The 25,094-nt window shown below is 69.7% G+C and carries 39 protein-coding genes; 37 read left to right on the forward strand and 2 right to left on the reverse strand.

From position 1 onward, the window contains the following. The first annotated feature begins 74 nt into the window (after window positions 1–74). The 36 genes from AC1DYZ_RS15330 to AC1DYZ_RS15505 all read left to right on the forward strand — a co-directional run bounded on the left by AC1DYZ_RS15330 (window position 75) and on the right by AC1DYZ_RS15505 (window position 22,773). Complete coding sequence (locus AC1DYZ_RS15330; RefSeq protein ID WP_477066034.1) at window positions 75–1,535, forward strand: TRAP transporter substrate-binding protein; 1,461 nt, start codon at window positions 75–77, stop codon at window positions 1,533–1,535. Window positions 1,536–1,581: 46 nt separating this feature from the next. Next, a complete protein-coding gene (locus AC1DYZ_RS15335; protein WP_477066035.1) occupies window positions 1,582–1,938 on the forward strand; it encodes a response regulator in 357 nt (118 codons plus the stop codon). A 4-nt stretch (window positions 1,939–1,942) separates the two neighbouring features. Next, the gene (locus AC1DYZ_RS15340; protein ID WP_477066036.1) at window positions 1,943–3,409 is read left to right on the forward strand and encodes a sensor histidine kinase; all 1,467 of its coding nucleotides are present in this window, start codon (window positions 1,943–1,945) and stop codon (window positions 3,407–3,409) included. Further along, window positions 3,406–4,062 carry a LuxR C-terminal-related transcriptional regulator gene (locus AC1DYZ_RS15345; RefSeq protein WP_477066037.1) on the forward strand — a complete coding sequence of 219 codons (657 nt, stop codon included), beginning with the start codon at window positions 3,406–3,408 and terminating at the stop codon, window positions 4,060–4,062. Before AC1DYZ_RS15340 ends, AC1DYZ_RS15345 begins: the two co-directional genes overlap by 4 nt. Before the next feature lie 356 nt (window positions 4,063–4,418). Further along, the gene (gene rpsJ, locus AC1DYZ_RS15350; RefSeq protein ID WP_013117879.1) at window positions 4,419–4,727 is read left to right on the forward strand and encodes a 30S ribosomal protein S10; all 309 of its coding nucleotides are present in this window, start codon (window positions 4,419–4,421) and stop codon (window positions 4,725–4,727) included. Between the two features lie 22 nt (window positions 4,728–4,749). Continuing rightward, entirely contained in the window at window positions 4,750–5,409 is a 660-nt protein-coding gene (gene rplC / locus AC1DYZ_RS15355) for a 50S ribosomal protein L3 (RefSeq protein WP_456826474.1), read from the forward strand. 2 nt (window positions 5,410–5,411) lie between these two features. After that, window positions 5,412–6,098, forward strand: coding sequence for a 50S ribosomal protein L4 (rplD, locus tag AC1DYZ_RS15360; RefSeq protein ID WP_477066038.1), 687 nt, complete (start codon window positions 5,412–5,414; stop codon window positions 6,096–6,098). After that, complete coding sequence (gene rplW / locus AC1DYZ_RS15365) at window positions 6,095–6,397, forward strand: 50S ribosomal protein L23 (protein ID WP_456826472.1); 303 nt, start codon at window positions 6,095–6,097, stop codon at window positions 6,395–6,397. The genes rplD and rplW overlap by 4 nt, the downstream gene beginning before the upstream one ends. Window positions 6,398–6,415: 18 nt before the next feature. Then, window positions 6,416–7,255, forward strand: a complete 840-nt coding sequence (rplB, locus tag AC1DYZ_RS15370) for a 50S ribosomal protein L2 (RefSeq protein WP_055912153.1) — start codon at window positions 6,416–6,418, stop codon at window positions 7,253–7,255. A gap of 12 nt (window positions 7,256–7,267) precedes the next feature. Next, complete coding sequence (gene rpsS / locus AC1DYZ_RS15375) at window positions 7,268–7,549, forward strand: 30S ribosomal protein S19 (RefSeq protein WP_055912154.1); 282 nt, start codon at window positions 7,268–7,270, stop codon at window positions 7,547–7,549. 56 nt (window positions 7,550–7,605) lie between these two features. Beyond that, on the forward strand, window positions 7,606–7,974 hold the full coding sequence (gene rplV / locus AC1DYZ_RS15380) for a 50S ribosomal protein L22 (protein ID WP_055912156.1): 369 nt from the start codon (window positions 7,606–7,608) through the stop codon (window positions 7,972–7,974). Further along, window positions 7,974–8,807: a 30S ribosomal protein S3 gene (rpsC, locus tag AC1DYZ_RS15385; protein WP_456826471.1), complete on the forward strand. Its 834-nt coding sequence runs from the start codon at window positions 7,974–7,976 to the stop codon at window positions 8,805–8,807. Before rplV ends, rpsC begins: the two co-directional genes overlap by 1 nt. A 3-nt stretch (window positions 8,808–8,810) precedes the next feature. Then, window positions 8,811–9,227, forward strand: coding sequence for a 50S ribosomal protein L16 (rplP, locus tag AC1DYZ_RS15390; RefSeq protein WP_055912160.1), 417 nt, complete (start codon window positions 8,811–8,813; stop codon window positions 9,225–9,227). Continuing rightward, window positions 9,227–9,466, forward strand: a complete 240-nt coding sequence (gene rpmC / locus AC1DYZ_RS15395; RefSeq protein ID WP_477066039.1) for a 50S ribosomal protein L29 — start codon at window positions 9,227–9,229, stop codon at window positions 9,464–9,466. Before rplP ends, rpmC begins: the two co-directional genes overlap by 1 nt. Window positions 9,467–9,474: 8 nt before the next feature. After that, a complete protein-coding gene (rpsQ, locus tag AC1DYZ_RS15400) occupies window positions 9,475–9,774 on the forward strand; it encodes a 30S ribosomal protein S17 (protein ID WP_477066040.1) in 300 nt (99 codons plus the stop codon). A gap of 156 nt (window positions 9,775–9,930) precedes the next feature. Further along, complete coding sequence (rplN, locus tag AC1DYZ_RS15405) at window positions 9,931–10,299, forward strand: 50S ribosomal protein L14 (protein WP_034625870.1); 369 nt, start codon at window positions 9,931–9,933, stop codon at window positions 10,297–10,299. A gap of 2 nt (window positions 10,300–10,301) precedes the next feature. Next, entirely contained in the window at window positions 10,302–10,643 is a 342-nt protein-coding gene (rplX, locus tag AC1DYZ_RS15410; RefSeq protein WP_055912166.1) for a 50S ribosomal protein L24, read from the forward strand. Continuing rightward, on the forward strand, window positions 10,643–11,215 hold the full coding sequence (gene rplE / locus AC1DYZ_RS15415; RefSeq protein WP_456826469.1) for a 50S ribosomal protein L5: 573 nt from the start codon (window positions 10,643–10,645) through the stop codon (window positions 11,213–11,215). The genes rplX and rplE overlap by 1 nt, the downstream gene beginning before the upstream one ends. Window positions 11,216–11,217: 2 nt before the next feature. Next, window positions 11,218–11,403 (forward strand): type Z 30S ribosomal protein S14, encoded by a 186-nt coding sequence (locus tag AC1DYZ_RS15420; RefSeq protein WP_028045055.1) that lies wholly within the window; start codon window positions 11,218–11,220, stop codon window positions 11,401–11,403. Window positions 11,404–11,478: 75 nt separating this feature from the next. Then, window positions 11,479–11,877: a 30S ribosomal protein S8 gene (rpsH, locus tag AC1DYZ_RS15425; RefSeq protein ID WP_208212220.1), complete on the forward strand. Its 399-nt coding sequence runs from the start codon at window positions 11,479–11,481 to the stop codon at window positions 11,875–11,877. A gap of 24 nt (window positions 11,878–11,901) precedes the next feature. Continuing rightward, entirely contained in the window at window positions 11,902–12,441 is a 540-nt protein-coding gene (gene rplF, locus AC1DYZ_RS15430) for a 50S ribosomal protein L6 (protein WP_456826468.1), read from the forward strand. Window positions 12,442–12,443: 2 nt separating this feature from the next. Continuing rightward, window positions 12,444–12,815, forward strand: coding sequence for a 50S ribosomal protein L18 (gene rplR, locus AC1DYZ_RS15435; protein ID WP_146927928.1), 372 nt, complete (start codon window positions 12,444–12,446; stop codon window positions 12,813–12,815). A gap of 37 nt (window positions 12,816–12,852) precedes the next feature. Then, window positions 12,853–13,524, forward strand: a complete 672-nt coding sequence (rpsE, locus tag AC1DYZ_RS15440; RefSeq protein WP_456826467.1) for a 30S ribosomal protein S5 — start codon at window positions 12,853–12,855, stop codon at window positions 13,522–13,524. Continuing rightward, window positions 13,524–13,706: a 50S ribosomal protein L30 gene (gene rpmD / locus AC1DYZ_RS15445; RefSeq protein WP_028045050.1), complete on the forward strand. Its 183-nt coding sequence runs from the start codon at window positions 13,524–13,526 to the stop codon at window positions 13,704–13,706. Before rpsE ends, rpmD begins: the two co-directional genes overlap by 1 nt. Window positions 13,707–13,708: 2 nt before the next feature. Next, on the forward strand, window positions 13,709–14,410 hold the full coding sequence (gene rplO, locus AC1DYZ_RS15450; protein ID WP_477066041.1) for a 50S ribosomal protein L15: 702 nt from the start codon (window positions 13,709–13,711) through the stop codon (window positions 14,408–14,410). Window positions 14,411–14,572: 162 nt separating this feature from the next. Beyond that, the gene (gene secY / locus AC1DYZ_RS15455) at window positions 14,573–15,868 is read left to right on the forward strand and encodes a preprotein translocase subunit SecY (protein WP_456826465.1); all 1,296 of its coding nucleotides are present in this window, start codon (window positions 14,573–14,575) and stop codon (window positions 15,866–15,868) included. Further along, the gene (locus AC1DYZ_RS15460; RefSeq protein ID WP_477066042.1) at window positions 15,865–16,446 is read left to right on the forward strand and encodes an adenylate kinase; all 582 of its coding nucleotides are present in this window, start codon (window positions 15,865–15,867) and stop codon (window positions 16,444–16,446) included. Before secY ends, AC1DYZ_RS15460 begins: the two co-directional genes overlap by 4 nt. Window positions 16,447–16,453: 7 nt before the next feature. Continuing rightward, window positions 16,454–17,296: a type I methionyl aminopeptidase gene (map, locus tag AC1DYZ_RS15465; protein WP_477066043.1), complete on the forward strand. Its 843-nt coding sequence runs from the start codon at window positions 16,454–16,456 to the stop codon at window positions 17,294–17,296. Between the two features lie 313 nt (window positions 17,297–17,609). Further along, window positions 17,610–18,446: an LPXTG cell wall anchor domain-containing protein gene (locus tag AC1DYZ_RS15470; RefSeq protein ID WP_477066044.1), complete on the forward strand. Its 837-nt coding sequence runs from the start codon at window positions 17,610–17,612 to the stop codon at window positions 18,444–18,446. A gap of 291 nt (window positions 18,447–18,737) precedes the next feature. Further along, window positions 18,738–18,959 (forward strand): translation initiation factor IF-1, encoded by a 222-nt coding sequence (gene infA, locus AC1DYZ_RS15475; protein WP_013770189.1) that lies wholly within the window; start codon window positions 18,738–18,740, stop codon window positions 18,957–18,959. A gap of 65 nt (window positions 18,960–19,024) precedes the next feature. Continuing rightward, the gene (rpmJ, locus tag AC1DYZ_RS15480) at window positions 19,025–19,138 is read left to right on the forward strand and encodes a 50S ribosomal protein L36 (RefSeq protein ID WP_013117849.1); all 114 of its coding nucleotides are present in this window, start codon (window positions 19,025–19,027) and stop codon (window positions 19,136–19,138) included. A 187-nt stretch (window positions 19,139–19,325) separates the two neighbouring features. Continuing rightward, window positions 19,326–19,706: a 30S ribosomal protein S13 gene (gene rpsM / locus AC1DYZ_RS15485; RefSeq protein ID WP_456826461.1), complete on the forward strand. Its 381-nt coding sequence runs from the start codon at window positions 19,326–19,328 to the stop codon at window positions 19,704–19,706. A 60-nt stretch (window positions 19,707–19,766) separates the two neighbouring features. After that, a complete protein-coding gene (gene rpsK, locus AC1DYZ_RS15490) occupies window positions 19,767–20,168 on the forward strand; it encodes a 30S ribosomal protein S11 (RefSeq protein WP_055912186.1) in 402 nt (133 codons plus the stop codon). 146 nt (window positions 20,169–20,314) lie between these two features. After that, window positions 20,315–21,328: a DNA-directed RNA polymerase subunit alpha gene (locus tag AC1DYZ_RS15495; protein ID WP_456844728.1), complete on the forward strand. Its 1,014-nt coding sequence runs from the start codon at window positions 20,315–20,317 to the stop codon at window positions 21,326–21,328. A gap of 75 nt (window positions 21,329–21,403) precedes the next feature. Beyond that, entirely contained in the window at window positions 21,404–21,949 is a 546-nt protein-coding gene (rplQ, locus tag AC1DYZ_RS15500) for a 50S ribosomal protein L17 (protein WP_477066045.1), read from the forward strand. Between the two features lie 95 nt (window positions 21,950–22,044). After that, a complete protein-coding gene (locus AC1DYZ_RS15505; protein WP_477066046.1) occupies window positions 22,045–22,773 on the forward strand; it encodes an alpha/beta fold hydrolase in 729 nt (242 codons plus the stop codon). Between the two features lies 1 nt (window position 22,774). On the opposite strand, the gene AC1DYZ_RS15510 is transcribed toward AC1DYZ_RS15505, so the two are convergent. After that, on the reverse strand, window positions 22,775–23,542 hold the full coding sequence (locus tag AC1DYZ_RS15510; protein WP_477066047.1) for an ROK family protein: 768 nt from the start codon (window positions 23,540–23,542) through the stop codon (window positions 22,775–22,777). Between the two features lie 54 nt (window positions 23,543–23,596). On the opposite strand from AC1DYZ_RS15510, the gene truA reads away from it, so the two are divergent. Beyond that, the gene (truA, locus tag AC1DYZ_RS15515; RefSeq protein ID WP_477066048.1) at window positions 23,597–24,502 is read left to right on the forward strand and encodes a tRNA pseudouridine(38-40) synthase TruA; all 906 of its coding nucleotides are present in this window, start codon (window positions 23,597–23,599) and stop codon (window positions 24,500–24,502) included. 59 nt (window positions 24,503–24,561) lie between these two features. Here the strand turns inward: truA and AC1DYZ_RS15520 are convergent, their stop codons facing one another. Continuing rightward, window positions 24,562–25,002 carry a DUF5709 domain-containing protein gene (locus AC1DYZ_RS15520; protein ID WP_477066049.1) on the reverse strand — a complete coding sequence of 147 codons (441 nt, stop codon included), beginning with the start codon at window positions 25,000–25,002 and terminating at the stop codon, window positions 24,562–24,564. Window positions 25,003–25,094: the final 92 nt, after the last annotated feature.

The raw sequence follows: 25,094 nt of genomic DNA on the forward strand, positions 1-25,094 counted from the left end.
CAACGAGGGCTACCCCGGGTGTTGCGGCGGCCACGCGTCCATAGCGTCGGTGCATCCGAACGGGGAGGTGCGCAATGCGACGGACAAGGATCGCTCAACTGGCTGCGACGGTCGCGGTCGTCGGGCTCGTGACGACGGGATGTACCAGCAACGACCGCGCCGGTGGCAACGCCGGCACGGAGGTCACGACGCTGACCCTGGGGGACGCCAACGGCTCGCCGCCGGAACAGCTGTCGACGTTCGCCGAGAACGTCGACAAGCTGTCTCACGGCGCCCTGACGATCGAGTTCAAGGACGACATCCACCACCCCGAGCCCGAGTACGAGTCGAGCATCGTGCAGGACGTGAAGGACGGGACCTACGACTTGGCATGGGTCGGGCCGCGGGTCTTCGACACCCTGGGCGATACCGACTTCCAGGCGATGCTCGCGCCGTTGCTCATCGACAGCCAGGACCTCCAGGGGAAGGTGTTCGACGCCGGGATCCCGGATGAGATGCTCGCCGGGGTCGACAAGATCGGTGTCGTCGGGGTGGGAGTCCTGCCAGGGCCGCTGCGTCGGCCGATGAGCAAGGCCGACCCGTTCACCTCGCCGGACACATTCCAGGGCAAGGTCGTCGGGACCCAGACGGCGGCTCTGGCCGAAGCGGCGTACCGCGCGCTCGGCGCGACCGCCGTCCACCTGGGCACGGGTGCGCCCATCGACCAGGTCGACGCGTACGACCCGCAGATCGGGCTCGTGTGGGGCAACCACTACGAGGAGCAGGGAGCGACGGACGTCGTCGGCAACCTCAACCTGTGGCCGCGCCCGCTGGCGATCATCGCTGCACCCGACGCGTGGAAGCAGCTGTCAGCCGGGCAGCAGGAGACCCTCCGCGATGCCGTGAAGGTGACCCAGAGCGCCGCGCTGGACGCATCGCGCTCAGAGGACACGGACGTTGTCCCCGACCTGTGCAAGGCGGGAATCACCCTGTCGTCCTCGACGCCGGCACAGCTCGCACAGTTCGAGACCGCGTTCCAGCCGGTGTACGAGCAGATCGCGGCCGCCAGTGCGAAGAGCAAGGCGTGGCTCGAGCAGATCCGCGCCCTGAAGGCCGAATCGGCCACCCCGCCCGACACGGTCACCTGCGATGGTGTCGACGATGCGCCGCAGCCCGGTGGCGTCCTGCCCGACGGCACGTACGGGTACACCGCCGACCTGGCAGGCGACATCCCCAAGTACTGCGAGCCCGGGGACCCCTTCTACAACCCGGCCGCAACGAGCTCCAAGCCGTTCAAGGTCGAGATGGACGTGAAGGGTGACCAGATCCGCCAGTACGACTACTTCACCGGCAGCCGGAAGCTCGGCTGGTCCGGCAGCTACAAGACCTACCGGGACAACTTCGAGCTGGCCGAGGACCAACCGAGCATCGAGCCGACGGTCTTCGATTTCACGTTCGACGGCACGACTCTCACGCTGGCGAACCCGCGCTCGACGACCGGGTGCGACGTCGAAGTGGTGTGGGCGAGTCACCCCTGGGTGCTGCAGGGGAAATAGGGCCAGCACTGGTGCGGGAAGGACGGGCCGCTGCCACCATCGACAGGTGACAGCGGTCCGATTCCTGATCGTCGACGACCACGCCGGTTTCCGTGCTGTCGCGCGGCGGATGTTCGAGGCTGCCGGGTACGACGTCGTCGGCGAGGCCGCGGGCGCCGCCGAGGCCGTCACCCGGGTGGCAGAGCTGCACCCCGAGGTCGTCCTGCTCGACGTCGCGCTGCCGGACGGCAACGGGTTCGACGTGTGCGAGCACCTGACGCAGCATCCGGATCCGCCCGCGGTCGTGCTCACCTCCAGCCGGGACGCGTCCGAGTACGCCGACCGGCTGGCCACCACCCGGGCGCGCGGATTCGTCCCCAAGTCCCGCCTCACGGCAGCCGCCGTGGCCGAGCTGGCCCGGTGAGTCGGTGTCCGGGCGGACCTTGGCCGCGGCCGACCTGGCAGTCGGGCTCGTGCTGGTGGGCGCCGCGACGCTTGTCCTGTTCCGCAGGCCCGGCCACCGGGTCGGCCTGCTGCTCGGCCTGGCGTCCGCCACCTGGTTCCTGGGCGATGCCAGCGCGTATCTCGTGTTCCTGCACCGTGGTCCGATGGTCCACCTGCACCTGTCCTACCCGACGGGGAGGCTGCACCGCTGGCCGACTCGGCTCGTCGTCGTCGGCGCGTACGCCTGGGCGGTCGCCGAGGGGTGGGCCTCGGCGCCGTCGATCACGGCCGCGGTGGCGGTCGTCATCGCGCTGGCTGCCCTGGACACCTACCTGCGAACGTCCGGCCCGGCGCGCAAGGCGGGCCTGCCGGCGCTGATCGCCGCGCTGATGTTCGCCTCGGTCGTCGGCCTCGGCGCCCTCAATCAGCTGCTGGACTGGCAGGCCGACGACGCGCTGGCCCTGGCGTACGACGCCGTCATGATCCTCGTCGCGGGCTGGCTGGCGCTCGACCTGCTGCACGGTGGCTGGACCGACGCCACCGTCGCCGACCTCGTCACCCAGCTCGGCGGTGACCACCAGCATGCCGGCCTCGAAGCGGAGCTGCGCCGCGCCCTGGGTGACGCGACGCTGCGCCTCGGGTATGCCCGACCGGACGGGGCGTTCCTCGACGAGGCCGGCGACCCGATCGACACAGACGGGCGCGAACAGGCGGTCACCCGCGTGACGGACGAGGGGCAGGTGGTGGCGGTGCTGGTTCACGACCGCGGCCTGCTCGACGACCCGGCACTCCTCTCCGGCGCCGTCGCGGCCCTACGGCTCGCCGTGGCGAACCAGCGGCTCCGGGATGACATCGCCACGCGGGCGACGGAGCTGACCGCCGCCCGACGACGTCTGGTCGAGGCGACCGACGAGCAAAGCCGCCTGCTGCTGGCCGATCTCGCCGACGGCCCGGCACGCGACCTGGAACGAGCCGAGCAGCTGTTGCGAACGGCTGTTCCCGCCGACCCCAACATGCGGACCGAGCTGCGGGCGCTCAGCGAGGCGACGGCCGCGGCGCGGGTCGAGCTGGGCCGCTTCGCGCATGGACTGCGACCCGAGGTGCTCGCCACTCACGGCCTGCAGGCCGTCCTGCCCGCCGACGCGACCGTCACGGTGGGACGACTGCCCGAGATCATCGAGTCGGCCGTCTACTTCATGTGCAGCGAGGCCATGACGAATGCCACCAAGCATGCCCGCGCTCGGGACGTCCATGTCGCCGTACGTCAGGTGGACGGCTCGGTGCACGTCGAGATCGCCGACGACGGCGTCGGCGGAGCCGACCCTGCCGGCGGCGGCCTCCAGGGCCTTGCCGACCGCGTCGCCGCCCTGGGCGGGACGTTCGAGGTGACCAGCCCGCCCGGGCACGGCACGGTCATCGCCGCGAGCATCCCGACGGGGGGTGCGCGGTGAAGGTCGTCATCGCGGACGACTCGCTGCTGCTGCGCGACGGCCTGGCCAAGCTGCTCACCGACAGCGGGGTCGACGTCGTCGGTGTCGCCGACAACGCCACTGTGCTCATGCACGAGGTCGTGCGGACGGAACCGGATGCGGTCATCGTCGACATCCGCATGCCCCCGACCCACACTGACGAGGGGCTGCGGGCCGCCCGCGACCTGCACGCCACGAGGCCGGAGCTCGGGGTGCTCGTCCTCTCGCAGTACCTCGAGTCGCACTACGCGACCGGCTTGCTCGAGGAGGTCCCTGGCCACATCGGCTACCTGCTCAAGGACCGCGTCTCGCACCTGGGCGTGCTGCTCGATGCCCTCCGACGGGTGGTGGCGGGGGAGTGCGTCGTCGACCCGACGATCGTCAGCACCCTGCTGCGGCGACCGCGTCGCCCCGGTCCGCTCGAGACGCTCTCGGCCCGAGAGCGGGAGGTGCTCGCGATCATGGCCGAGGGGCGGTCCAACGCCGCCATCGCCGACCAGCTGTTCCTGAGCGAGAAGACGGTCGAGTCGAACGTCCGCACGATGTTGCGGAAGCTGGACCTCCACGAATCGGCGGGCGACAACCGCCGTGTCCTGGCCGTCCTGCACTACCTGCGTGCGGACCACCCGGCCTGACCGGGGCCGGTCGAGCTCACGCGTCAGCTCCCGCGCCGGGACCGCGTCCTTGTGCGCGAGATCACGCGGATCCGCGCCTCGGGTGTGACCCAGGCGATTGGAGTTCCGTGGCGCACTCTGGCACACTGTTCAGGTTGCCTAGTTGAGGGCGGCGTGCTCGCGCGCGCTGCACACGACGGGGCTCACACACGTGGACGGCGTCTGGACCCCGGGATCACCCGGTGGTTGACGCCCGACAACAACCACCGATCTTGTGCCGGACACGGTACGCAGCAGGGTGGTGTGTCGCGCCAAGCGACACGCCCGAGTGCGGGGGTCGGACGGGCCGGTTCCAAACAGAGGGAAGTAGAAGCGCCATGGCGGGACAGAAGATCCGCATCAGGCTCAAGTCCTACGACCACGAAGTCATCGACAGCTCGGCGCGCAAGATCGTCGACACGGTGACTCGCGCTGGTGCGTCGGTCGTGGGTCCGGTGCCGCTGCCGACGGAGAAGAACGTGTTCTGCGTCATCCGGTCGCCCCACAAGTACAAGGACAGCCGCGAGCACTTCGAGATGCGCACGCACAAGCGGCTCATCGACATCATCGATCCCACGCCGAAGGCCGTCGACTCGCTCATGCGTCTCGACCTGCCTGCGGACGTGAACATCGAGATCAAGCTCTGACGCTGGGAAGGAACTGATTTCTATGGTTACCCAGCAGAACGAGCGCGCAGTCACGGCTCTGCTCGGCACGAAGCTCGGTATGACCCAGGTGTGGGACGACAACGGTCGTCTCGTCCCGGTCACCGTCGTCGCTGTCGGCACGAACGTCGTGACCCAGGTGCGCTCCGCTGACGCTGACGGCTACGCCGCGGTCCAGCTGGCCCACGGCCAGATCGACCCGCGCAAGGTCACCAAGCCGCTGAAGGGCCACTTCGAGAAGGCCGGCGTCACGCCGCGCCGGCACGTGGCCGAGATCCGCACGCCGAACGCCTCCGAGTTCACGCTCGGCCAGGAGCTCACGGTCGACCTCTTCGAGGCCGGCTCGCTCGTGGACGTCATCGGCACCACCAAGGGCAAGGGCACCGCCGGTGTCATGAAGCGTCACGGCTTCCACGGCGTCGGCGCCTCGCACGGTGCGCACCGCAACCACCGCAAGCCCGGCTCGATCGGTGGCGCTTCGACGCCGTCGCGCGTGTTCAAGGGCATCAAGATGGCCGGTCGCATGGGCGTGGACCGCCAGACCACCCAGAACCTGACCGTGCACGCGGTCGACGTCGAGCGGGGTTTCATCCTCGTCAAGGGTGCCGTTCCCGGCCCCAAGGGTGGCGTCGTGGTCGTGCGTTCCGCTGTGAAGGGGGCGTGACCATGAGTGACACGCTGACTGTCGACGTCGTCGACGCCCAGGGCAAGAAGGCCGGCTCGGCCGACCTGCCCGCGGACGTCTTCGACGTGCAGACCAACATCCCGCTGATCCACCAGGTCGTCGTCGCGCAGCTCGCGGCGGCACGCCAGGGCACCCACGACACGAAGAGCCGTGGCGAGGTCCGTGGTGGTGGACGCAAGCCGTACAAGCAGAAGGGCACCGGCCGCGCCCGTCAGGGTTCGACGCGTGCTCCGCAGTTCGCCGGTGGTGGCGTCGTCCACGGCCCCACCCCGCGTGACTACTCGCAGCGCACCCCCAAGAAGATGAAGGCCGCGGCGCTCCGCGGTGCTCTCTCGGACCGCGCTCGCGCTGGCCGCGTGCACGTCGTCTCGGGCTTCGCCCCGGGCACCGCGCCCTCGACCAAGTCCGCGCTCGCCGTGCTCGACAACCTGTCGGGGCGCAAGCACGTCCTGGTCGTCGTCGAGCGTCAGGACGAGATCACGTGGAAGTCGCTGCGGAACGTCGAGCGGGTGCACCTGCTGGTCGCTGACCAGCTCAACACCTACGACGTCCTGATCTCGGACGATGTGGTGTTCACGCAGGGCGCGCTCGACGCGTTCCTGGCGGGCCCCGTCAAGGGTGCCTCCGCGGTGGCCACCTCCTCCGAGTCCGAGGAGGAGACCAAGTGACCGACATCGGCAAGAACCCGCGCGACATCCTGATCGCGCCGGTCGTCTCCGAGAAGAGCTACGGCCTGCTCGACGAGGGGAAGTACACCTTCCTCGTCGACCCGCGGGCGAACAAGACCGAGATCAAGATTGCCGTCGAGCAGGTCTTCGGCGTCAAGGTCGACTCGGTCAACACCGCGAACCGTCAGGGCAAGGCCCGTCGGACCCGTTTCGGCATCGGCCGCCGCAAGAACACGAAGCGTGCGATCGTCACCCTCCGCGAGGGCACGATCGACATCTTCGGTGGTCCGGTCGGCTGAGCGAAGGACTGAGAACACATGGGAATCCGCAAGTACAAGCCGACCACGCCGGGCCGTCGTGGCTCCAGCGTCGCCGACTTCGTCGAGATCACGCGCTCCACTCCGGAGAAGTCGCTCGTCCGTCCCCTCCACAAGACGGGCGGCCGTAACTCCACGGGTCGCATCACCACGCGCCACCAGGGTGGCGGTCACAAGCGTGCGTACCGCGTCATCGACTTCCGTCGCCATGACAAGGACGGCGTGCCGGCCAAGGTCGCTCACATCGAGTACGACCCCAACCGCACCGCCCGTATCGCGCTGCTGCACTACGCCGACGGCGAGAAGCGCTACATCATCGCGCCCAACAAGCTGTCGCAGGGTGACCGCATCGAGAACGGCCCCGGCGCCGACATCAAGCCCGGCAACAACCTGCCGCTGCGCAACATCCCGACCGGTACGGTCATCCACGCCATCGAGCTGCGGCCCGGCGGCGGTGCGAAGATCGCCCGCTCGGCTGGTGCGTCCGTGCAGCTCGTCGCCAAGGACGGCCCCTACGCCCAGCTGCGTATGCCGTCCGGTGAGATCCGCAACGTCGACCTGCGCTGCCGCGCGACGGTCGGCGAGGTGGGCAACGCCGAGCAGTCGAACATCAACTGGGGCAAGGCCGGCCGCATGCGCTGGAAGGGCAAGCGCCCGACCGTCCGTGGTGTCGCCATGAACCCGATCGACCACCCGCACGGTGGTGGCGAGGGCAAGACGTCCGGTGGACGTCACCCCGTCAGCCCGTGGGGCCAGGCCGAGGGCCGTACCCGTCGTCCGAACAAGCCGAGCGACAAGCTCATCGTGCGCCGTCGGCGCACCGGCAAGAACAAGCGCTGATAGGAGCCTGAGATGCCACGTAGCCTGAAGAAGGGCCCGTTCGTCGACGGTCACCTGCAGAAGAAGGTCGACGTCCAGAACACCGCCGGCACGAAGAACGTCATCAAGACGTGGTCGCGCCGTTCGGTCATCACGCCGGACTTCCTCGGCCACACGTTCGCTGTGCACGACGGACGCAAGCACACCCCGGTGTTCGTGACGGAGGCGATGGTCGGGCACAAGCTCGGCGAGTTCGCTCCGACGCGGACGTTCCGCGGCCACGAGAAGGACGACCGGAAGGGTCGTCGCCGCTGACCCCCGGGTCAGCCAGGCGACGCCCTCACCGGCAGAGACAAGAAGGCAGGACAGCAATGGAAGCCAAGGCGAAGGCGCGGTTCGTCCGCGTCACGCCCCAGAAGGCCCGGCGCGTCGTGGACCTCATCCGTGGCAAGCAGGCCGGCGAGGCCGTGGCGGTGCTGAAGTTCGCGCCGCAGGCCGCGGGGGAGACGGTGCTCAAGGTTGTGGAGAGCGCAATCGCCAACGCTCGGGAGACCGCCAAGCGGTCGAACGAGCGTCTGGACGAGGCGGACCTCTACATCTCCGAGGTGTTCGTCGACGAGGGTCCGACGCTCAAGCGGTTCCGTCCGCGAGCGCAGGGTCGGGCCAGCCAGATCCTCAAGCGGACGAGCCACATCACCGTGGTCGTCGCTGAGCGCGAGACGAAGGGACGGGCCCGATAGTGGGACAGAAAGTCAACCCGCTCGGGTACCGCCTGGGCATCACGACCGACCACCGCTCGCGTTGGTTCGCCGACTCGACGAAGCCGGGTCAGCGCTACCGCGACTACGTGGGCGAGGACGTCAAGATCCGCAAGCTCATGGCCACGGGCCTCGAGCGTGCCGGCATCGCCAAGGTCGAGATCGAGCGCACGCGTGACCGCGTTCGCGTCGACATCCACACCGCCCGCCCGGGCATCGTCATCGGGCGTCGTGGCGCGGAGGCCGACCGCATCCGCGGCGAGCTCGAGAAGCTCACGGGCAAGCAGGTGCAGCTGAACATCCTCGAGGTCAAGAACGCCGAGATCGAGGCTCAGCTGGTCGCCCAGGGCATCGCCGAGCAGCTGGCGAGCCGCGTCTCGTTCCGCCGTGCCATGCGCAAGGGCATCCAGTCGGCCCAGCGCGCCGGTGCCAAGGGCATCCGCGTGCAGGTCTCCGGCCGCCTCGGTGGCGCGGAGATGAGCCGCACGGAGTTCTACCGCGAGGGCCGTGTGCCCCTGCACACGCTCCGCGCGAACATCGACTACGGCTTCTTCGAGGCCCGCACCACCTTCGGGCGCATCGGCGTCAAGGTGTGGGTCTACAAGGGCGACATGACCGAGAAGGAGTTCGCTCGCGAGCAGGCGACCCAGGCCCCGCGCCCGGCTCGTGGCCCGCGTACGGACCGTGGCGAGCGCAGCGACCGTGGCCCCCGGGCCGGCGCTCCCCGTCGCGACCGTGCCGACGCTCCTGAGGCAACCGAGGCCGCCTCCGCTCCCGCGGAGACCCCGGCCACTGACAGCGGAACGGAGGCCTGAGCCGTGCTTATCCCGCGCAGGCTGAAGCACCGCAAGCAGCACCACCCGGGGCGCTCCGGCGCCGCGACCGGTGGTACCGCGATCTCCTTCGGTGAGTACGGCATCCAGGCTCTCGAGCCCGCCTACGTCACCAACCGGCAGATCGAGGCTGCTCGTATCGCCATGACCCGCCACATCAAGCGTGGAGGGAAGGTCTGGATCAACATCTACCCGGACCGCCCCCTCACGAAGAAGCCTGCCGAGACCCGCATGGGTTCCGGCAAGGGTTCGCCCGAGTGGTGGATCGCCAACGTCAAGCCCGGCCGAGTTCTCTTCGAGCTCGCCGGCGTCCCGGAGCCGCTGGCTCGCGAGGCCATGCGCCGCGCGCAGCACAAGCTCCCGATGAAGACACGTTTTGTGGTTCGCGAGGGTGGTAACTGATGACTATCGGCACCAAGGAACTGGCTCCCACGGAGCTGGACACCTTCGACGACGAGAAGCTTGTCGCCGAGCTGAAGAAGTCCAAGGAGGAGCTGTTCAACCTCCGCTTCCAGTCCGCGACCGGCCAGCTCGAGAGCCACGGGCGTCTCAAGGCCGTTCGTCGTGACATCGCGCGGATCTACACGATCCTGCGCGAGCGCGAGCTCGGCATCCGTACCGCCCCGAGCGCGAGCGAGTGAGGTCTGCCATGAGCGACGAGAAGAACGAGCAGGACAGCGTCACGGCGCTGGCTGAGAAGCGTGGCGACCGCAAGACGCGGCGCGGCTACGTGGTCAGCGACAAGATGGAGAAGACCGTCGTGGTCGAGGTCGAGGACCGGGTCAAGCACCCGCTCTACGGCAAGGTCATCCGACGCACGAGCAAGGTCAAGGCGCACGACGAGCTCAGCTCGGCCGGCGTCGGCGACCTGGTGCTCATCATGGAGACCCGGCCGCTGAGCGCCACCAAGCGGTGGCGCCTGGTCGAGGTCCTCGAGAAGGCCAAGTAAGACTCAGCAAGCCTTAGCACGACCCCCAGTTGCCCACGGGCGCCGGGTGGAGTCGCGAGACGACACCCGGCGCAACGTGTGCATCACGGCAACTACCCGTTCGGCCAGGCTCGGCTCGACCCGAACCGAGAACCCGCCAGACGACAGGAGCAGGTAATGATCCAGCAGGAGTCGCGACTTCGTGTCGCCGACAACACTGGTGCCAAGGAGATCCTTTGCATCCGTGTGCTCGGCGGCTCCGGCCGTCGCTACGCAGGCATTGGTGACGTCATCGTCGCCACCGTCAAGGACGCCATCCCCGGCGGCAACGTCAAGAAGGGCGACGTCGTCAAGGCTGTCATCGTGCGCACCCGCAAGGAGCGCCGCCGTCCGGACGGTTCGTACATCAAGTTCGACGAGAACGCCGCAGTGATCCTCAAGAACGACGGGGAGCCCCGTGGCACGCGCATCTTCGGCCCGGTGGGCCGCGAGCTGCGCGACAAGAAGTTCATGAAGATCATCTCGCTGGCGCCGGAGGTGCTCTGACCATGGCCAAGATCAAGAAGGGCGACCTCGTCGTCGTCATCTCCGGCCGCGACAAGGGACAGCAGGGCCGTGTGCTCGAGGTCCTCGTCGAGTCGCAGCGTCTCGTCGTCGAGGGTGTCCAGCGCGTCACCAAGCACGTCAAGGCCGGCCAGACCCAGCGCGGCACGCGCACCGGCGGCATCGAGACCATCGAGGCGCCCATCCACATCAGCAACGTGATGCTCGTGGACCCGGAGACCAAGAAGGGCACCCGGGTCGGCTACCGCACCGAGCAGGTCGAGCGCGACGGCCGTACCCGCACCGTTCGGGTCCGCGTCGCCAAGCGCTCCGGTAAGGACATCTGATGACCGAGACGACTCTCACGGCTCCGGCGCTCCCGCGCCTGAAGTCCAAGTACAACGACGAGATCCGCACCGCTCTGTTCGAGCAGTTCGGTCACGAGAACATCAACCAGGTCGCACGCCTGGTCAAGGTCGTCGTGAACATGGGCGTCGGCGAGGCCGCCAAGGACTCCAAGCTCATCGAGGGCGCGATCCGCGACCTGACCCAGATCACGGGCCAGAAGCCGCAGGTCACCAAGGCTCGCAAGTCGATCGCCCAGTTCAAGCTGCGCGAGGGTATGCCCATCGGCGCCCACGTCACGCTGCGTGGCGACCGTGCCTGGGAGTTCCTGGACCGCCTGCTCTCCACGGCGCTGCCGCGCATCCGTGACTTCCGCGGCCTCTCGCCGCAGCAGTTCGACGGTCACGGCAACTACACCTTCGGCCTCGTGGAGCAGTCCGTGTTCCACGAGATCGACCAGGACAAGATCGACCGGGTCCGCGGGATGGACATCACGGTCGTCACGACGGCCGACACCGACGACGAGGGTCGCGCTTTCCTCAAGCTCCTCGGCTTCCCGTTCAAGGAGATCTGACCATGGCGAAGACTGCCCTCAAGAACAAGGCTGCTGCCAAGCCGAAGTTCGCGGTGCGTGGCTACACGCGCTGCCAGCGTTGCGGCCGGCCCCACTCGGTGTACCGCAAGTTCGGCCTGTGCCGGATCTGCGTGCGCGAGATGGCCCACCGTGGCGAGCTCCCCGGCGTGACCAAGAGCAGCTGGTAACCCAAGCAACACGAACGTCGGTAGGTCCAGCCCCTTCGGGGGCGGGATACCCCGGCGAGGAAGGGCGGAAGCCCCATGACCATGACCGACCCCATCGCAGACCTGCTCACGCGGCTGCGTAACGCGAACTCGGCTCACCACGACACCGTGCTGATCCCGTTCTCGAAGCTGAAGTCGCACATCGCGGAGATCCTCCAGGCGGAGGGCTACATCGCGGGCTGGAAGGTTGAGGACGCCGTCGTCGGCAAGAACCTCATCATCGAGCTCAAGTACGGCCCCAACCGCGAGCGTGCGCTCGCCGGCGTCAAGCGCGTGTCCAAGCCGGGCCTGCGCGTGTACGCCAAGTCCACCAACCTGCCCAAGGTGCTCGGCGGCCTCGGCGTGGCGATCCTGTCCACGTCCTCCGGTCTCCTCACCGACAAGCAGGCCGCCAAGAAGGGCGTGGGTGGGGAAGTCCTCGCCTACGTCTGGTAAGTCCGAGACGGAAAGGAGCTAGCCATGTCCCGAATCGGCAGAGTCCCCGTCCCGGTCCCCACCGGCGTGGATGTCGACATCAACGGTGCCGTCGTGACGGTCAAGGGCCCCAAGGGCACCCTGACGCACACGGTCGCCGCCCCCATCGAGGTCGTGCGCGACGAGGCAGGCGCCCTTGTGGTCACCCGCCCCGACGACGAGCGCGCCTCGCGCTCGCTGCACGGCCTCACCCGCACGCTGCTGGCGAACCTCGTCATCGGTGTGACGGATGGCTACGTCAAGAAGCTCGAGATCGTCGGTACCGGTTACCGCGTGACGGCCAAGGGCGAGGACCTCGAGTTCGCGCTCGGCTTCAGCCACCCGGTCACGGTCAACCCGCCGGCGGGCATCACCTTCGTCGTCGAGGCGCCCACGCGCTTCTCGGTGCAGGGCATCGACAAGCAGCAGGTCGGCGAGGTCGCCGCGAACATCCGCAAGATCCGCAAGCCCGAGCCGTACAAGGGCAAGGGCGTCCGGTACGCGGGCGAGAACGTGCGCCGCAAGGTCGGAAAGGCCGGTAAGTAACCATGGCTCTCAAGATCCTCGGCAAGGGCAAGCGTGTTGCCCGCCAGCGTCGTCACCTCCGCCTTCGCAAGAAGGTCGCGGGCTCGGCTGCGCGTCCCCGCCTCGTCGTGACCCGGTCCGCCCGGCACATCACGGCGCAGGTCGTGGACGACGGCATCGGCCAGACCCTCGTCTCCGCGTCGACCCTCGAGGCCGACCTGCGTGGGTCGAACGACGACAAGACTGCCAAGGCCCGCAAGGTCGGCGAGCTCATCGCCGAGCGTGCGAAGGCTGCCGGCCTTGACGCTGTGGTCTTCGACCGCGGCGGCAACAAGTACCACGGCCGTGTCGCCGCGGTGGCTGACGGCGCCCGCGAGGGTGGGCTGAAGCTGTGACGACCACGACCTTCCAGACGAAGAAGAGGACAATCTGATGGCTGCTCCTCAGCGCAGCAACACCGGCGCGCCTGCGGGCGGCGCCGGGGCCGGTGGCGGCGGTGACCGTCGTGACGGCGGTCGCGGCCGTGACGGCGGCGGCGGTCGCGGACGCGACGCCGCAGAGAAGAGCGCGTTCCTCGAGCGCGTCGTGACGATCAACCGCGTGGCCAAGGTCGTCAAGGGTGGCCGCCGCTTCAGCTTCACCGCGCTCGTCGTGGTCGGCGACGGCGACGGCACCGTGGGTGTCGGCTACGGGAAGGCCAAGGAGGTGCCCGCGGCGATCGCCAAGGGCGTCGAGGAGGCCAAGAAGAACTTCTTCAAGGTCCCGCGCATCCAGGGCACCATCCCGCACCCCATCCAGGGTGAGGCCGCTGCCGGTGTCGTCTTCCTGCGTCCGGCCTCGCCGGGTACCGGTGTGATCGCCGGTGGACCGGTGCGCGCCGTGCTCGAGTGCGCCGGCATCCACGACGTCCTGAGCAAGTCGCTCGGTTCGTCGAACGCGATCAACATCGTGCACGCCACGGTCGCGGCCCTCAAGGGTCTCGAGCGTCCCGAGGCCGTGGCTGCGCGCCGCGGGCTCCCGGTCGAGCACGTCGTCCCGGCCGCCCTCCTCCGTGCCCAGGCTGCCGGCCTGGCCGCAGCGGCGGGCTCGAAGGCAGGTGCGTGATGGCTCGACTCAAGGTGACCCAGACGCGCTCTGGCATCGGCGGCAAGCAGAACCAGCGCGACACCCTGCGCACCCTCGGCCTCAAGCGGATCGGCGACGTCGTCGTCAAGGAGGACCGTCCTGAGATCCGCGGCATGGTCAAGACGGTGACGCACCTTGTCGCGGTCGAAGAGGTGGAGTGACCATGGCTGACGAGAAGAACGAGAAGACGGAGGCCGAGGTGACTGCCCCCAAGGCGGCTGCCAAGAAGGCCCCCGCGAAGAAGGCCGACACGGAGTCCGCTCCGAAGGCGAAGGCTGCCAAGGCCGACAAGGCCGAGGCGACGACCGAGGCTGCACCGAAGGCGAAGGCCCCCAAGGCCGAGCCCAAGGCTGCTGCGCCGAAGAAGACGGTCTCCGCCGCGGCGGCGAAGGCGGCCGAGGCCGCTGCGCAGCCCGGCAACGGCGGCACGCTCAAGGTGCACCACCTCCGTCCGGCCCCGGGCGCCAAGACCGCCAAGACCCGCGTGGGTCGTGGCGAGGCGTCCAAGGGCAAGACGGCCGGTCGTGGCACCAAGGGCACCAAGGCCCGCTACCAGGTGCCGACGCGCTTCGAGGGTGGGCAGATGCCTCTGCACATGCGCCTCCCGAAGCTGCGCGGCTTCAAGAACCCGTTCCGCGTCGAGTACCAGGTGGTCAACCTGGACAAGCTCTCGGCGCTGTACCCGAACGGTGGCGACGTGACGGTCGCCGACCTCGTGGCGAAGGGCGCGGTCCGCAAGGGCCAGCCCGTCAAGGTGCTCGGCACCGGCGAGCTCACGGTCAAGGTCTCCGTCGCGGTCGACGCCTACTCGGCGTCCGCGAAGGACGCGATCGTGGCTGCCGGCGGAAGCGTCGCGCAGGACTGATCGAAGGTCGGGACCGGTGGGGTCAGTAGTTCCCCACCGGTCCCGTTCCCATATGTTCTTCAGCATCAGTTAGGGTGCCCCGGTGCTTGCGACGTAACGCAGGCGGCACGGCCGGAAAGACCCGGTCGTACGAGACGCGGCTCCGGCCGCTCAGGAGGACAGGTGCTCAGCGCATTCGTGCGGGCGTTCCGAACGCCCGACCTGCGGCGCAAGCTGCTCTTCACCATCGGGATCATGGTGATCTTCCGCATCGGCTCGTTCCTGCCGACGCCGGGAGTCTCCTACCCGAACGTGCAGACGTGTATCGAGCAGTCCCAGGGCAACGACCTGCTGGGGCTCGTGAACCTGTTCAGCGGTGGCGCGCTTCTGCAGCTCTCGGTGTTCGCGCTCGGGATCATGCCGTACATCACGGCCAGCATCATCGTGCAGCTGCTCCGGGTGGTCATCCCTCGGTTCGAGGAGCTCCACAAGGAGGGCCAGTCCGGCACCGCGAAGCTCACGCAGTACACGCGGTACCTGACCATCGGCCTGGCGGTCCTGCAGTCGACGACGATCATCACGGTCGCGCGCAGCGGTCAGCTGTTCAGCGGCTGCTCCGTCGACGTGATCCCCAACGACAGCTGGTACGTGCTCCTGATCATGGTCATCACCATGACCGCCGGCACCGGCCTGATCATGTGGCTCGGCGAGCTCATCACGGAGCGCGGCGTCGGCAACGGCATGTCGCTCCTCATCTTCACGTCGATCGCCGCAAGCTTCCCGACCGCCCTGTGGTCGATCGCCGGTGGCGACAACGGCATCTCGAAGTTCATCGTTGTGATGGCGATCATCGTCCTGGTCATCGCGCTCGTCGTGTTCGTCGAGCAGTCCCAGCGGCGCATCCCGGTGCAGTACGCGAAGCGCATGGTCGGTCGCCGCATGTACGGCGGCTCGAGCACCTACATCCCGATCAAGATCAACATGGCCGGCGTGATCCCGATCATCTTCGCGTCGTCGCTGCTCGCCGTCCCCGGGCTCCTCGCCCAGTTCGGTGACCCGACGGCCGGGTGGGTCCAGTGGATCCAGCGCTACCTGGCGCAGAGCAGCGCACCGCTGCACCTCGCCCTGTACGTCATCCTCATCATCTTCTTCTGCTACTTCTACACGGCGATCACGTTCAACCCGGACGAGGTCGCGGACAACATGAAGAAGTACGGCGGGTTCATCCCCGGCATCCGTGCGGGTCGCCCGACGGCCGAGTACCTGGACTACGTGATCTCCCGGATCACGGCGCCCGGCTCGATCTACCTGGCCATCGTCGCCCTCATCCCGACGATCGCGTTCATCGTGCTCGGCGTGGGTCAGAACATCCCGTTCGGCGGCTCGTCGATCCTCATCGTGGTCGGCGTCGGGCTCGAGACCGTCAAGCAGATCGAGTCCCAGTTGCAGCAGCGGCACTACGAAGGGTTCCTGCGGTGAGCACGCGCCTCGTCCTGCTCGGTCCTCCGGGAGCGGGCAAGGGAACCCAGGCCGCTCGGCTCGCCGAGCGCCTGGGCGTGCCGGCGATCTCGACCGGCGACATCTTCCGCGCCAACATCAAGGGCGGCACGCCGCTCGGCAAGACGGTGCAGGAGTACACGTCGCGCGGCGCGCTGGTCCCCGACTCCGTGACCAACGAGATGGTGCGCGACCGGCTCGCGCAGGACGACGTCGCGGACGGATTCCTGCTCGACGGGTACCCGCGCAACGTCGCCCAGGTCGCCGAGCTCGACACGATCCTCGCGGACGCCGGGCTGACGCTCGACCTCGCGGTCGAGATCACCGCGGACCCCGAGGTCGTCGTGGGCCGGCTGCTCAAGCGCGCCGAGATCGAGGGCCGCGAGGACGACACCGAGGACGTGGTCCGCCACCGCCTCGACGTCTACGCGCAGGAGACCGCGCCGATCGCGCGGGTGTACGCCGACCGCGGCCTGCTCGCGCAGGTGGACGGCATCGGCGACGTCGACGACGTCACCGAGCGCCTGGTCGCGGCGATCGGCGCCCCGACCGGGGTCTGACCGGCTCATGTTCGGTCGCGAGCGGATCGAGTACAAGACGCCCGAGCAGGTGCTGCTCATGCGGCGGGCGGGTCTCGTCGTCGCCGATGCCCTGGCGGCGGTCCGGGAGCGGGCGGTCGCCGGGGTCAGCACGGCGGAGCTCGACGCGATCGCGTCCGCCGTCATCGAGGCGGCGGGTGCCCTGCCCTCGTTCCTCGACTATGAGGGCTACCCGGCGCGGATCTGCGTCTCGGTGAACGACGAGGTCGTGCACGGCATCCCGGGATCCCGTGTCCTGGAACCGGGTGACGTCGTCTCGATCGACTGCGGCGCGATCGTCGACGGCTGGCACGGCGACTCCGCGATCACCGTCGTGCTCGATGGAGCGGACCCCGAGGACATCGCGCTGGCGGAGACGACCGAGCGGGCGATGTGGGCAGGCATCGCCGCCCTGGCGAGCGCCGAGCGGCTGGGCGCCGTGGGGGAGGCCGTCGAGGACGTCGTCGACGCCGCCGAGGCCGCCGGGCTGAACGGCGGCGTGCGCTACGGCCTGGTCGAGGACTACGTCGGGCACGGCATCGGCACCGCGATGCACCAGCCTCCCGACGTGCCGAACTTCCGTCGGCGCGACCGAGGACCCCGGGTGCGACCCGGTCTGTGCGTGGCCGTCGAGCCGATGGTGGTCCGCGGAGGGCAGTCCACCCAGGTGCTCGAGGACGACTGGACCGTCGTGACCGACGACGGGTCGCGCGCGTCCCACTGGGAGCACACGGTGGCGATCCTCGAGGACGGCATCTGGGTGCTCACCGCACCCGACGGTGGCGCCGCGGAGCTCGCGCGGCTCGGGGTCACGGTCGTACCGCTCGCCTGAGTTACCGGTGAGTACGACCATCTAGGTGAACCTGCGTCCAGTTATCCACAAATCCGCTGTGAACTGGCAGAACGCACGCCGACTGACCGGATTGTCCGATACGGTCCTGCCCGGCGGTGAACGATCCGCCACGGGCGCCCCGGGGCCCGCGCGGCACGTTCCGCGCGGTGGAGGGTGGGTGCTCGCCTCCGGCAGGCACGTGGTCAGCGCGCGCCTGCACCGAAGCGATGGGTGGCTCATGCAGCGCAGTGTTCGTCCTTTCCTGATCCCCGAACTCCCTCTTGGCCGGCACGCGCGGCGGATCGGCGCCGCGGTGGGCGTCGCGGCACTCCTTCTTGCCGTCGGCGCGGGGCCGGCCCTGGCGCACGGCGACCGCGGTGGACGTGGCGGCCAGCACTGGTCGCAGCAGAACCGGCAGACGACGACCTTGCCGACGACCCAGCCGCAGGCGACGGGTGCCTACGTGTACGTCAAGAACGACGCGCTCGAGCCCGCGTCGTGGGAGAACTCGACACAGCAATACCTCGTGGCGACGTGGCCGGGCGCGTCCTATCGCGACCTGACCTTCGACGAGGTCCGCGCAGCGGTCCCGGCGGGCGTGGCGGTCTGCGGGACGGGCTGGGCAGTGCAGGAGGACCAGGTGAACGGGACCGAGGCCGTCTTCACCGATCACAAGGCGCCGTCGTACCCGAACGACTACATCGGTTGGGGACCCATCTTCGCGGCGCAGCACTCGGAGCTGTCGGCCATGGTGACCGTCCCGGCGTGCGGCGTGGTCGCGCCGGCCGAGCCGACGCCGACGCTCTCGGCCACCCCGACGCCGACCCCGACCGTGTCGACGACCCCGACGCCGACAGCCACGCAGGTGGCGGCCCCGACGCCGACCGCGACCCCGACGGCCGAGGTCGGTCCCACGTCGAACCCGAGCCCGACCGCCACCGAGACCCGCTCCGCGGAGGCCGTCGCGGCGGCGGTCGCCTCGCCGAGCCCGAGCGAGTCGTTCTACTCAGAGGTGCTGGCCGCGGGCGGCGACGGCTCGGCGGTCCTGGCAGCAACCGGCTCGTCCGTCGGCCCCGTCGTGCTGGCCGGCGCCGTCCTGGTGCTCGCCGGTGCCGCGTTGCTGGTGCTGCGTCGACGCCGCGCCGCCTGACGCGCGACCCGCGGGGTCGTCTCCTCGCGAGACGACCCTGCGGGCCGTGTGGCCGAGGCCACGCCCGGCCCATGCAGGACCGGTTTCGTCCTCTGGTCCAGATGGCGTAAGATCGTCCGTTGGGTGTGCGCCCGGTTCTCGCAGATGACACTGGTCAGGCTGCGGGGACGCATGGCGCACTGTCCCCGCACGTAATTCCCACGTAGGCCCCACCGCGACCGACGCCACCCCCTCGCGGGGTGGGATCGGCTGATGTGGGCTGATCCACACGACCGACAGTTAGCGGAGGATATGGCGAAGAAGGACGGTGTCATCGAGATCGAGGGCAGCGTCGTGGAGGCTCTGCCGAACGCGATGTTCCGCGTGGAGCTCACCAACGGCCACAAGGTTCTCGCCCACATCTCGGGCAAGATGCGACAGCACTACATCCGGATCCTCCCCGAGGACCGGGTGGTGGTCGAGCTGAGCCCGTACGACCTGTCCCGCGGCCGGATCGTCTACCGCTACAAGTAATCACCACTCGAACACGCCGTCATCCCTCGGGTACCCGAGAAAGAACGGCGGCGGAGGAACACGCGATGAAGGTCAAGCCCAGCGTCAAGAAGATCTGCGACAAGTGCAAGGTGATCCGCCGGCACGGTCGCGTCCAGGTGATCTGCGAGAACCTGCGCCACAAGCAGCGCCAGGGCTGATGCCCTGACGCCGGTCCGCTCGGACCAGCAGCTCGACCAGCACCACCGGTCCTCTCCGGAGGACCAGCAAGCGCACAGCCACTCCGGCGATCACTCGCCGGTGCACCCCCGGTCGGAGGCCGGGGCCCGCAGCACGCGGGAGGGCAGTGCGGCAGACCTCCGATGCAGTTCAGGAGCCACCAGGCACATGGCACGTCTTATCGGCGTCGACCTCCCCCGCGAGAAGCGGCTCGAGATCGCGCTCACCTACATCTACGGGGTCGGCCGTACCCGCGCCCAGGCAACTCTGGCCGCGACCGGCATCAGCCCGGACATCCGCGTGAAGGACCTCGGCGACGCCGAGCTCGTCGCGCTCCGCGACTACCTCGAGGGCAGCTACAAGCTCGAGGGTGACCTTCGCCGCGAGGTCGCTGCGGACATCCGCCGCAAGGTAGAGATCGGCTGCTACGAGGGCCTGCGCCACCGCCGTGGCCTTCCGGTGCGCGGTCAGCGCACCAAGACCAACGCGCGTACCCGCAAGGGCCCGAAGCGCACCGTGGCCGGCAAGAAGAAGGCCGGGCGCAAGTAGCCCTCCGCCCCGGGCGCCGCGCGCCAGGGCAAGCCGATCAGACCTCGAGAGAAGAAGAGAATGCCTCCTAAGACCCGTTCCGCCGTGCGCAAGCCGCGCCGCAAGGAGAAGAAGAACGTCTCCCACGGCCAGGCGCACATCAAGAGCACGTTCAACAACACGATCATCTCCATCACCGACCCGACCGGCGCCGTCATCGCGTCGGCCTCGTCGGGCCAGGTGGGCTTCAAGGGCTCGCGCAAGTCGACCCCCTTCGCGGCGCAGCTCGCCGCCGAGGCGGCCGCCCGTCGCGCCCAGGAGCACGGCATGAAGAAGGTCGACGTCTTCGTCAAGGGCCCCGGCTCCGGCCGTGAGACCGCGATCCGCTCGCTCCAGGCGACCGGCCTCGAGGTCGGCTCGATCCAGGACGTGACGCCCCAGGCGCACAACGGCTGCCGTCCGCCGAAGCGCCGCCGCGTCTGACGCTCGGCTCGACCGGGTCGGTGCGCGCCGCGAGGCACGCACCGACCCGGACAGAACTTGACGCCAGCCAGGTGGACCGAGACCAGGCTGGCCCGTAGTACTGCGCAGCGTCATATGGCGGACGCCCGCTGAGAGGAAACAACACCGTGCTGATTGCACAGCGCCCCACCCTGACCGAAGAGGTCATCTCGGAGAACCGGTCGCGGTTCTCCATCGAGCCGCTGGAGCCGGGCTTCGGCTACACGCTCGGCAACTCGCTCCGCCGGACGCTGCTGTCCTCCATCCCCGGTGCCGCCGTCACGTCCATCCGGATCGACGGCGTCCTGCACGAGTTCTCTACCGTGCCGGGCGTCAAGGAGGACGTCACCGAGATCATCCTCAACATCAAGCAGCTGGTCGTCTCCTCGGAGAACGACGAGCCCGTCGTGATGTACCTGCGCAAGCAGGGTGCGGGTGAGGTCAGCGCCGCGGACATCGTGCCGCCCGCCGGCGTCGAGGTGCACAACCCCGACCTGCACCTGGCCACGCTGAACGACAAGGGCAAGCTCGAGATCGAGCTGACCGTCGAGCGTGGGCGCGGGTACGTGTCGGCGAACCAGAACAAGTCGTTCGACGCCGAGATCGGCCGCATCCCGGTCGACTCGATCTACTCGCCGGTCCTCAAGGTGACCTACAAGGTCGAGGCGACGCGTGTCGAGCAGCGCACGGACTTCGACAAGCTCGTCGTCGACGTCGAGACCAAGTCGGCCATCGGCCCGCGCGACGCGCTGGCATCCGCCGGCAAGACGCTGGTCGAGCTCTTCGGGCTGGCCCGTGAGCTCAACGTCGAGGCTGAGGGCATCGAGATCGGCCCGTCGCCGACCGACGCTGCGCTCGCCGCGGACCTCGCTCTGCCGATCGAGGACCTGCAGCTCACGATCCGCTCCTACAACTGCCTCAAGCGTGAGGGCATCCACTCCGTGGGTGAGCTCGTCGCACGCTCCGAGGCCGACCTCCTGGACATCCGCAACTTCGGTGCGAAGTCCATCACCGAGGTCAAGGAGAAGCTTGCCGAGCTGGGCCTGACGCTCAAGGACAGCCCGCTCGACTTCGACCCGTCCGCCGCTGGCGCCTACTACGGCGACGACGAGGGCGACTTCGTCGAGGACGAGCAGTACTGACGCCGGGGAAGTAGACGGGCCGCCGCACGGCGGCCCGTCTAGCAGCCCATCACTGGAACTCAAGGAGTAAAAACCATGCCTACGCCCACCAAGGGTCCCCGGCTCGGTGGCGGACCGGCTCACGAGCGGCTGATCCTCGCGAACCTCGCGACGTCGCTGTTCGAGCACAAGCGCATCACGACGACCGAGACGAAGGCCAAGCGCCTGCGACCGCTCGCCGAGCGCCTGATCACGTTCGCCAAGCGTGGTGACCTGCACGCCCGCCGCCGCGTGATGACCGTCGTCAAGGACAAGTCCGTCGTCCACGTGCTGTTCACCGAGATCGCCCCGGCCGTCGCCGAGCGTCAGGGTGGCTACACGCGCATCACCAAGATCGGCCCCCGCAAGGGCGACAACGCCCCGATGGCCGTCATCGAGCTCGTTCTCGAGCCGCTCTCCCCGAAGCAGGCCGTCGTCAAGGAGGCCACCAAGGCCGCCTCGAAGGCCGCGCCGAAGGAGAAGAAGGCCGACAAGGTCGAGGACAAGCCCGTCGAGGACGTCGTCGTCGAGGACGCCCCCGTCGAGGACGCGCCCGTCGAGGACGCGCCCGTCGAGACCGAGGGCGACGCCGACAAGGCGTGACCTGACAGCTCCATCGAGAAGGCCCGGGACCGCGTGGTCCCGGGCCTTCTTGCGTCCCGGCGCGGCTCGCTGCGAGCGCGCCTAGAGTCGATGGCATGACCCTACCGGTCGTCCTGGTGCACGGGCTGCGGACGTCCCGCACGATGTGGCGGGCGCAGCTCGAGGCGCTGGAGCGCGTGGGTCGGCGGGCCGTGGCGGTGGACCTGCCCGCGCACGGCACGCGGGTCGGCGAGCCCTTCACGCTGGACGCCGCCGTCGACACCGTCGCCGAGGCGATCGACGACGTCGGTGGGGAGGCATTCGTCGTCGGGCTCTCGCTGGGTGGGTACGTCGCGATCCGGCACGCCGCACGCGTCCCCGGTCAGGTCGCCGGCGTGCTGGCGGCGTCGTGCTCGACCCAGCCGCACCGGGTGCTGCTCACGGGCTGGGCCGTCGGCGCGCACGGCATCGCCCGGCTGCCGGACCGCGGCGCATGGCTGAACCAGTTCTTCGTCGACCTCGCCCTGCCACCCGAGGGTGCGCGCGACGTCGGAGCCGGCGGGTTCGCGCTGGACGCCACGAACGAGGTGCTGCGCGAGATGACGGTGGCGACGCCGTTGGCGGACCTGGCCCGGATCGAGGCGCCGGTCTGGCTGGTCAACGGGGCGTTCGACCACTTCCGCGGCGAGGAGCGGCGGTTCCTGGCCGCGTGCCAGGACGGCCGGCTCGTGGTCGTGCCCCGGGCGACGCACCTGGTGAGCCTGGTGCAGCCGGCGCGGTTCACGCGGGTGCTGCTGGAGGCGGTGGACGAGGTCGACGCGCGCCCTCGGGTCGCGGCGCAGTAGCTCAGACGCCCAGCGACCACGCCCGGACGCCCCCGACGATGCCCGCCTGGTTGGGCACGACGACGACGTCGTCGCCGAGCCGCGCCAGCGTGGTCGCGGTGACCTGGCGCGCGTTCCCGCCGCCGAGATAGAGCCGGTCCCAGATGAACACGGGCCGGAAGCCATCCACGACGCGCCGGACGCGCCGCGACCAGAGCGCATCGCCCAGCCGCGCCCGCTCCACCTGGCCGATGTACGCGTCGTAGGTGGTGCCCCAGCGCACCGGCGCGTGGGAGAGCTCGAGATGCGGGGCGAGCACGCCGCCGTCGAACAGCGCGGTGCCCAGCCCGGTGCCGAGCGTGAGCACCAGCTCGATGCCGGTGCCCGAGATGACGCCGGCGCCGTGCACCTCGGCGTCGTTGAGCACGAGCGTCGGCAGACCGAGCCGCGCCTCGACGGCCGCGCGGATGTCGCACCCGGACCACAGGGCGACAAGGCTCGGGTCGATGGTCGTGCGCGGACCGGCGCGGGTGACGTAGTGCGGGGTCGCGACGACGACGCCGTGCCGGATCATCCCGGGCATCCCGACGGTGGCGCGCTGGGCCGGGGGCAGGCCGGCGGCGATGTCGGCGATGGTGGCGACGAGGCGCTCGGGCGGCAGCGGATACGGCGTCGGCACCCGGATCGCAGGGGCGTGCAGCGTGCCGGCCGCGTCGAGCACGGACGCCTTGATGCCGCCGCCGCCGCAGTCGACGGCGAGCGTGAACGGGTCGGAGCCGGTGCTGGGCACGGGCCCACGGTAGCGAGCGAACCGACGCCCCGGAGCCGACTACCGTGTTCCCCCGTGAGCGAGAGCGTGGAGGAGCCCGCCGTCCGGCTGCGGCTCGACCTGGCGTACGACGGCACCCACTTCGCCGGCTGGGCCCTCCAGCCGGGGCTGAGGACCGTCCAGGGGGTCCTGGAGGCCGCCCTGGCGACCGTGCTGCGAACCGACGGTCCGCCGCGGGTCACGGTCGCGGGGCGGACGGACTCGGGAGTGCACGCGCGGGGCCAGGTGGCCCACGTCGACATCCCTGCGGGGCTCCTGGCGGCCTCGCGCGGTCGGACGGAGCGGTCGATCGAGGAGGCGCTCCTCGGGCGTCTCGGCGGCGTGCTGCCCACCGACCTCGTGCTGCACGCCCTCACGCGCGCGCCCGACGGGTTCGACGCGCGGTTCTCGGCCCTGCGTCGCCGCTACACGTACCGGATCTGCGACGACGCCGCCCGCCGTGACCCGTTGTCCCGGGCGCACGTGCTGTGGCACCGGCGCGCTCTGGACGTCGACTCGATGGCCGCCGCCGCGCGCCCGCTCGTCGGCCGCCACGACTTCGCGTCGTACTGCAAGCCGCGCGAGGGTGCCACCACGATCCGCACGCTGGAAGCGTTCGCCTGGTCGCGGCCGGTCGACGGGCCGGACGCGGGCCTCGTCGTCGCCACCGTCCAGGCGGACGCGTTCTGCCACTCGATGGTGCGCTCGCTCGTCGGCGCGAGCCTCGCCGTGGGGGAGGGGCGCAGCGGCGCCGGCTGGCCGGCCGAGCTCCTCGCGCGCCGTCGTCGGGATGCCGGGGTGCACGTCGTCGCGGCCCGCGGGCTCACGCTGGAGGAGGTGGGCTACCCGTCGGACGACCAGCTGGCGGCCCGGGCGGCGCAGACGCGCGCGCGCCGAGCGGCCGAGGACCTCCAGCACGCGGGTCCCGGCTGCTGCGGCTGACCCGCAGGACTCAGTTCTCGAGCATCGACGGTCGGACTGGCCTTGCGCTGCGCTCCGGGTCAGTCCTCGACGTCGTCGCGGTAGCGCCGGTCGTCGACGTACTCCTCCTCGATGAGGTGGACTGCGGCCTCCTCGGCGCTCGCGGCGCCGCCCGAGATGCCGGCGTCGATGGCGAAGCCGTCGGTCCCGCCCGCCTCGACGGCGTCGTCGTCCTCGATCAGCCGACCGGCGCGGAACTCCTCGCGGTCGGGCCGCGGCCGGGCCTCCCAGACCTCGGGCTCCTCCTGCCCGATCCGCTGGTCGATGGTCTCGCGGTGCGACTCTTCCCACGGCGTCTCGCCGTAGTGGTTCGAGCGGGGCCGGGTGGGCACCGTGTAGCCCTCGTCGAGCAGGTCCTCGACGCCGCGGTCGAGCAGCGTGTCCTCGCTGGACAGCTGGTCGGTGTCGCCCTCGCTGTCGAGCTCGGGATCGGGACTGGTGCCGGAGGTGTCGTCAGTCATGCCCCGACCTTCGCACCGCGCGCGCGTCGACGCCAGGTGTGGGCGGCCCGACACGCAATGCGATGGGCCACACGTGTGGCGCCGGGGAAGAT

Source organism: Cellulomonas sp. P1_C4, assembly GCF_056406355.1.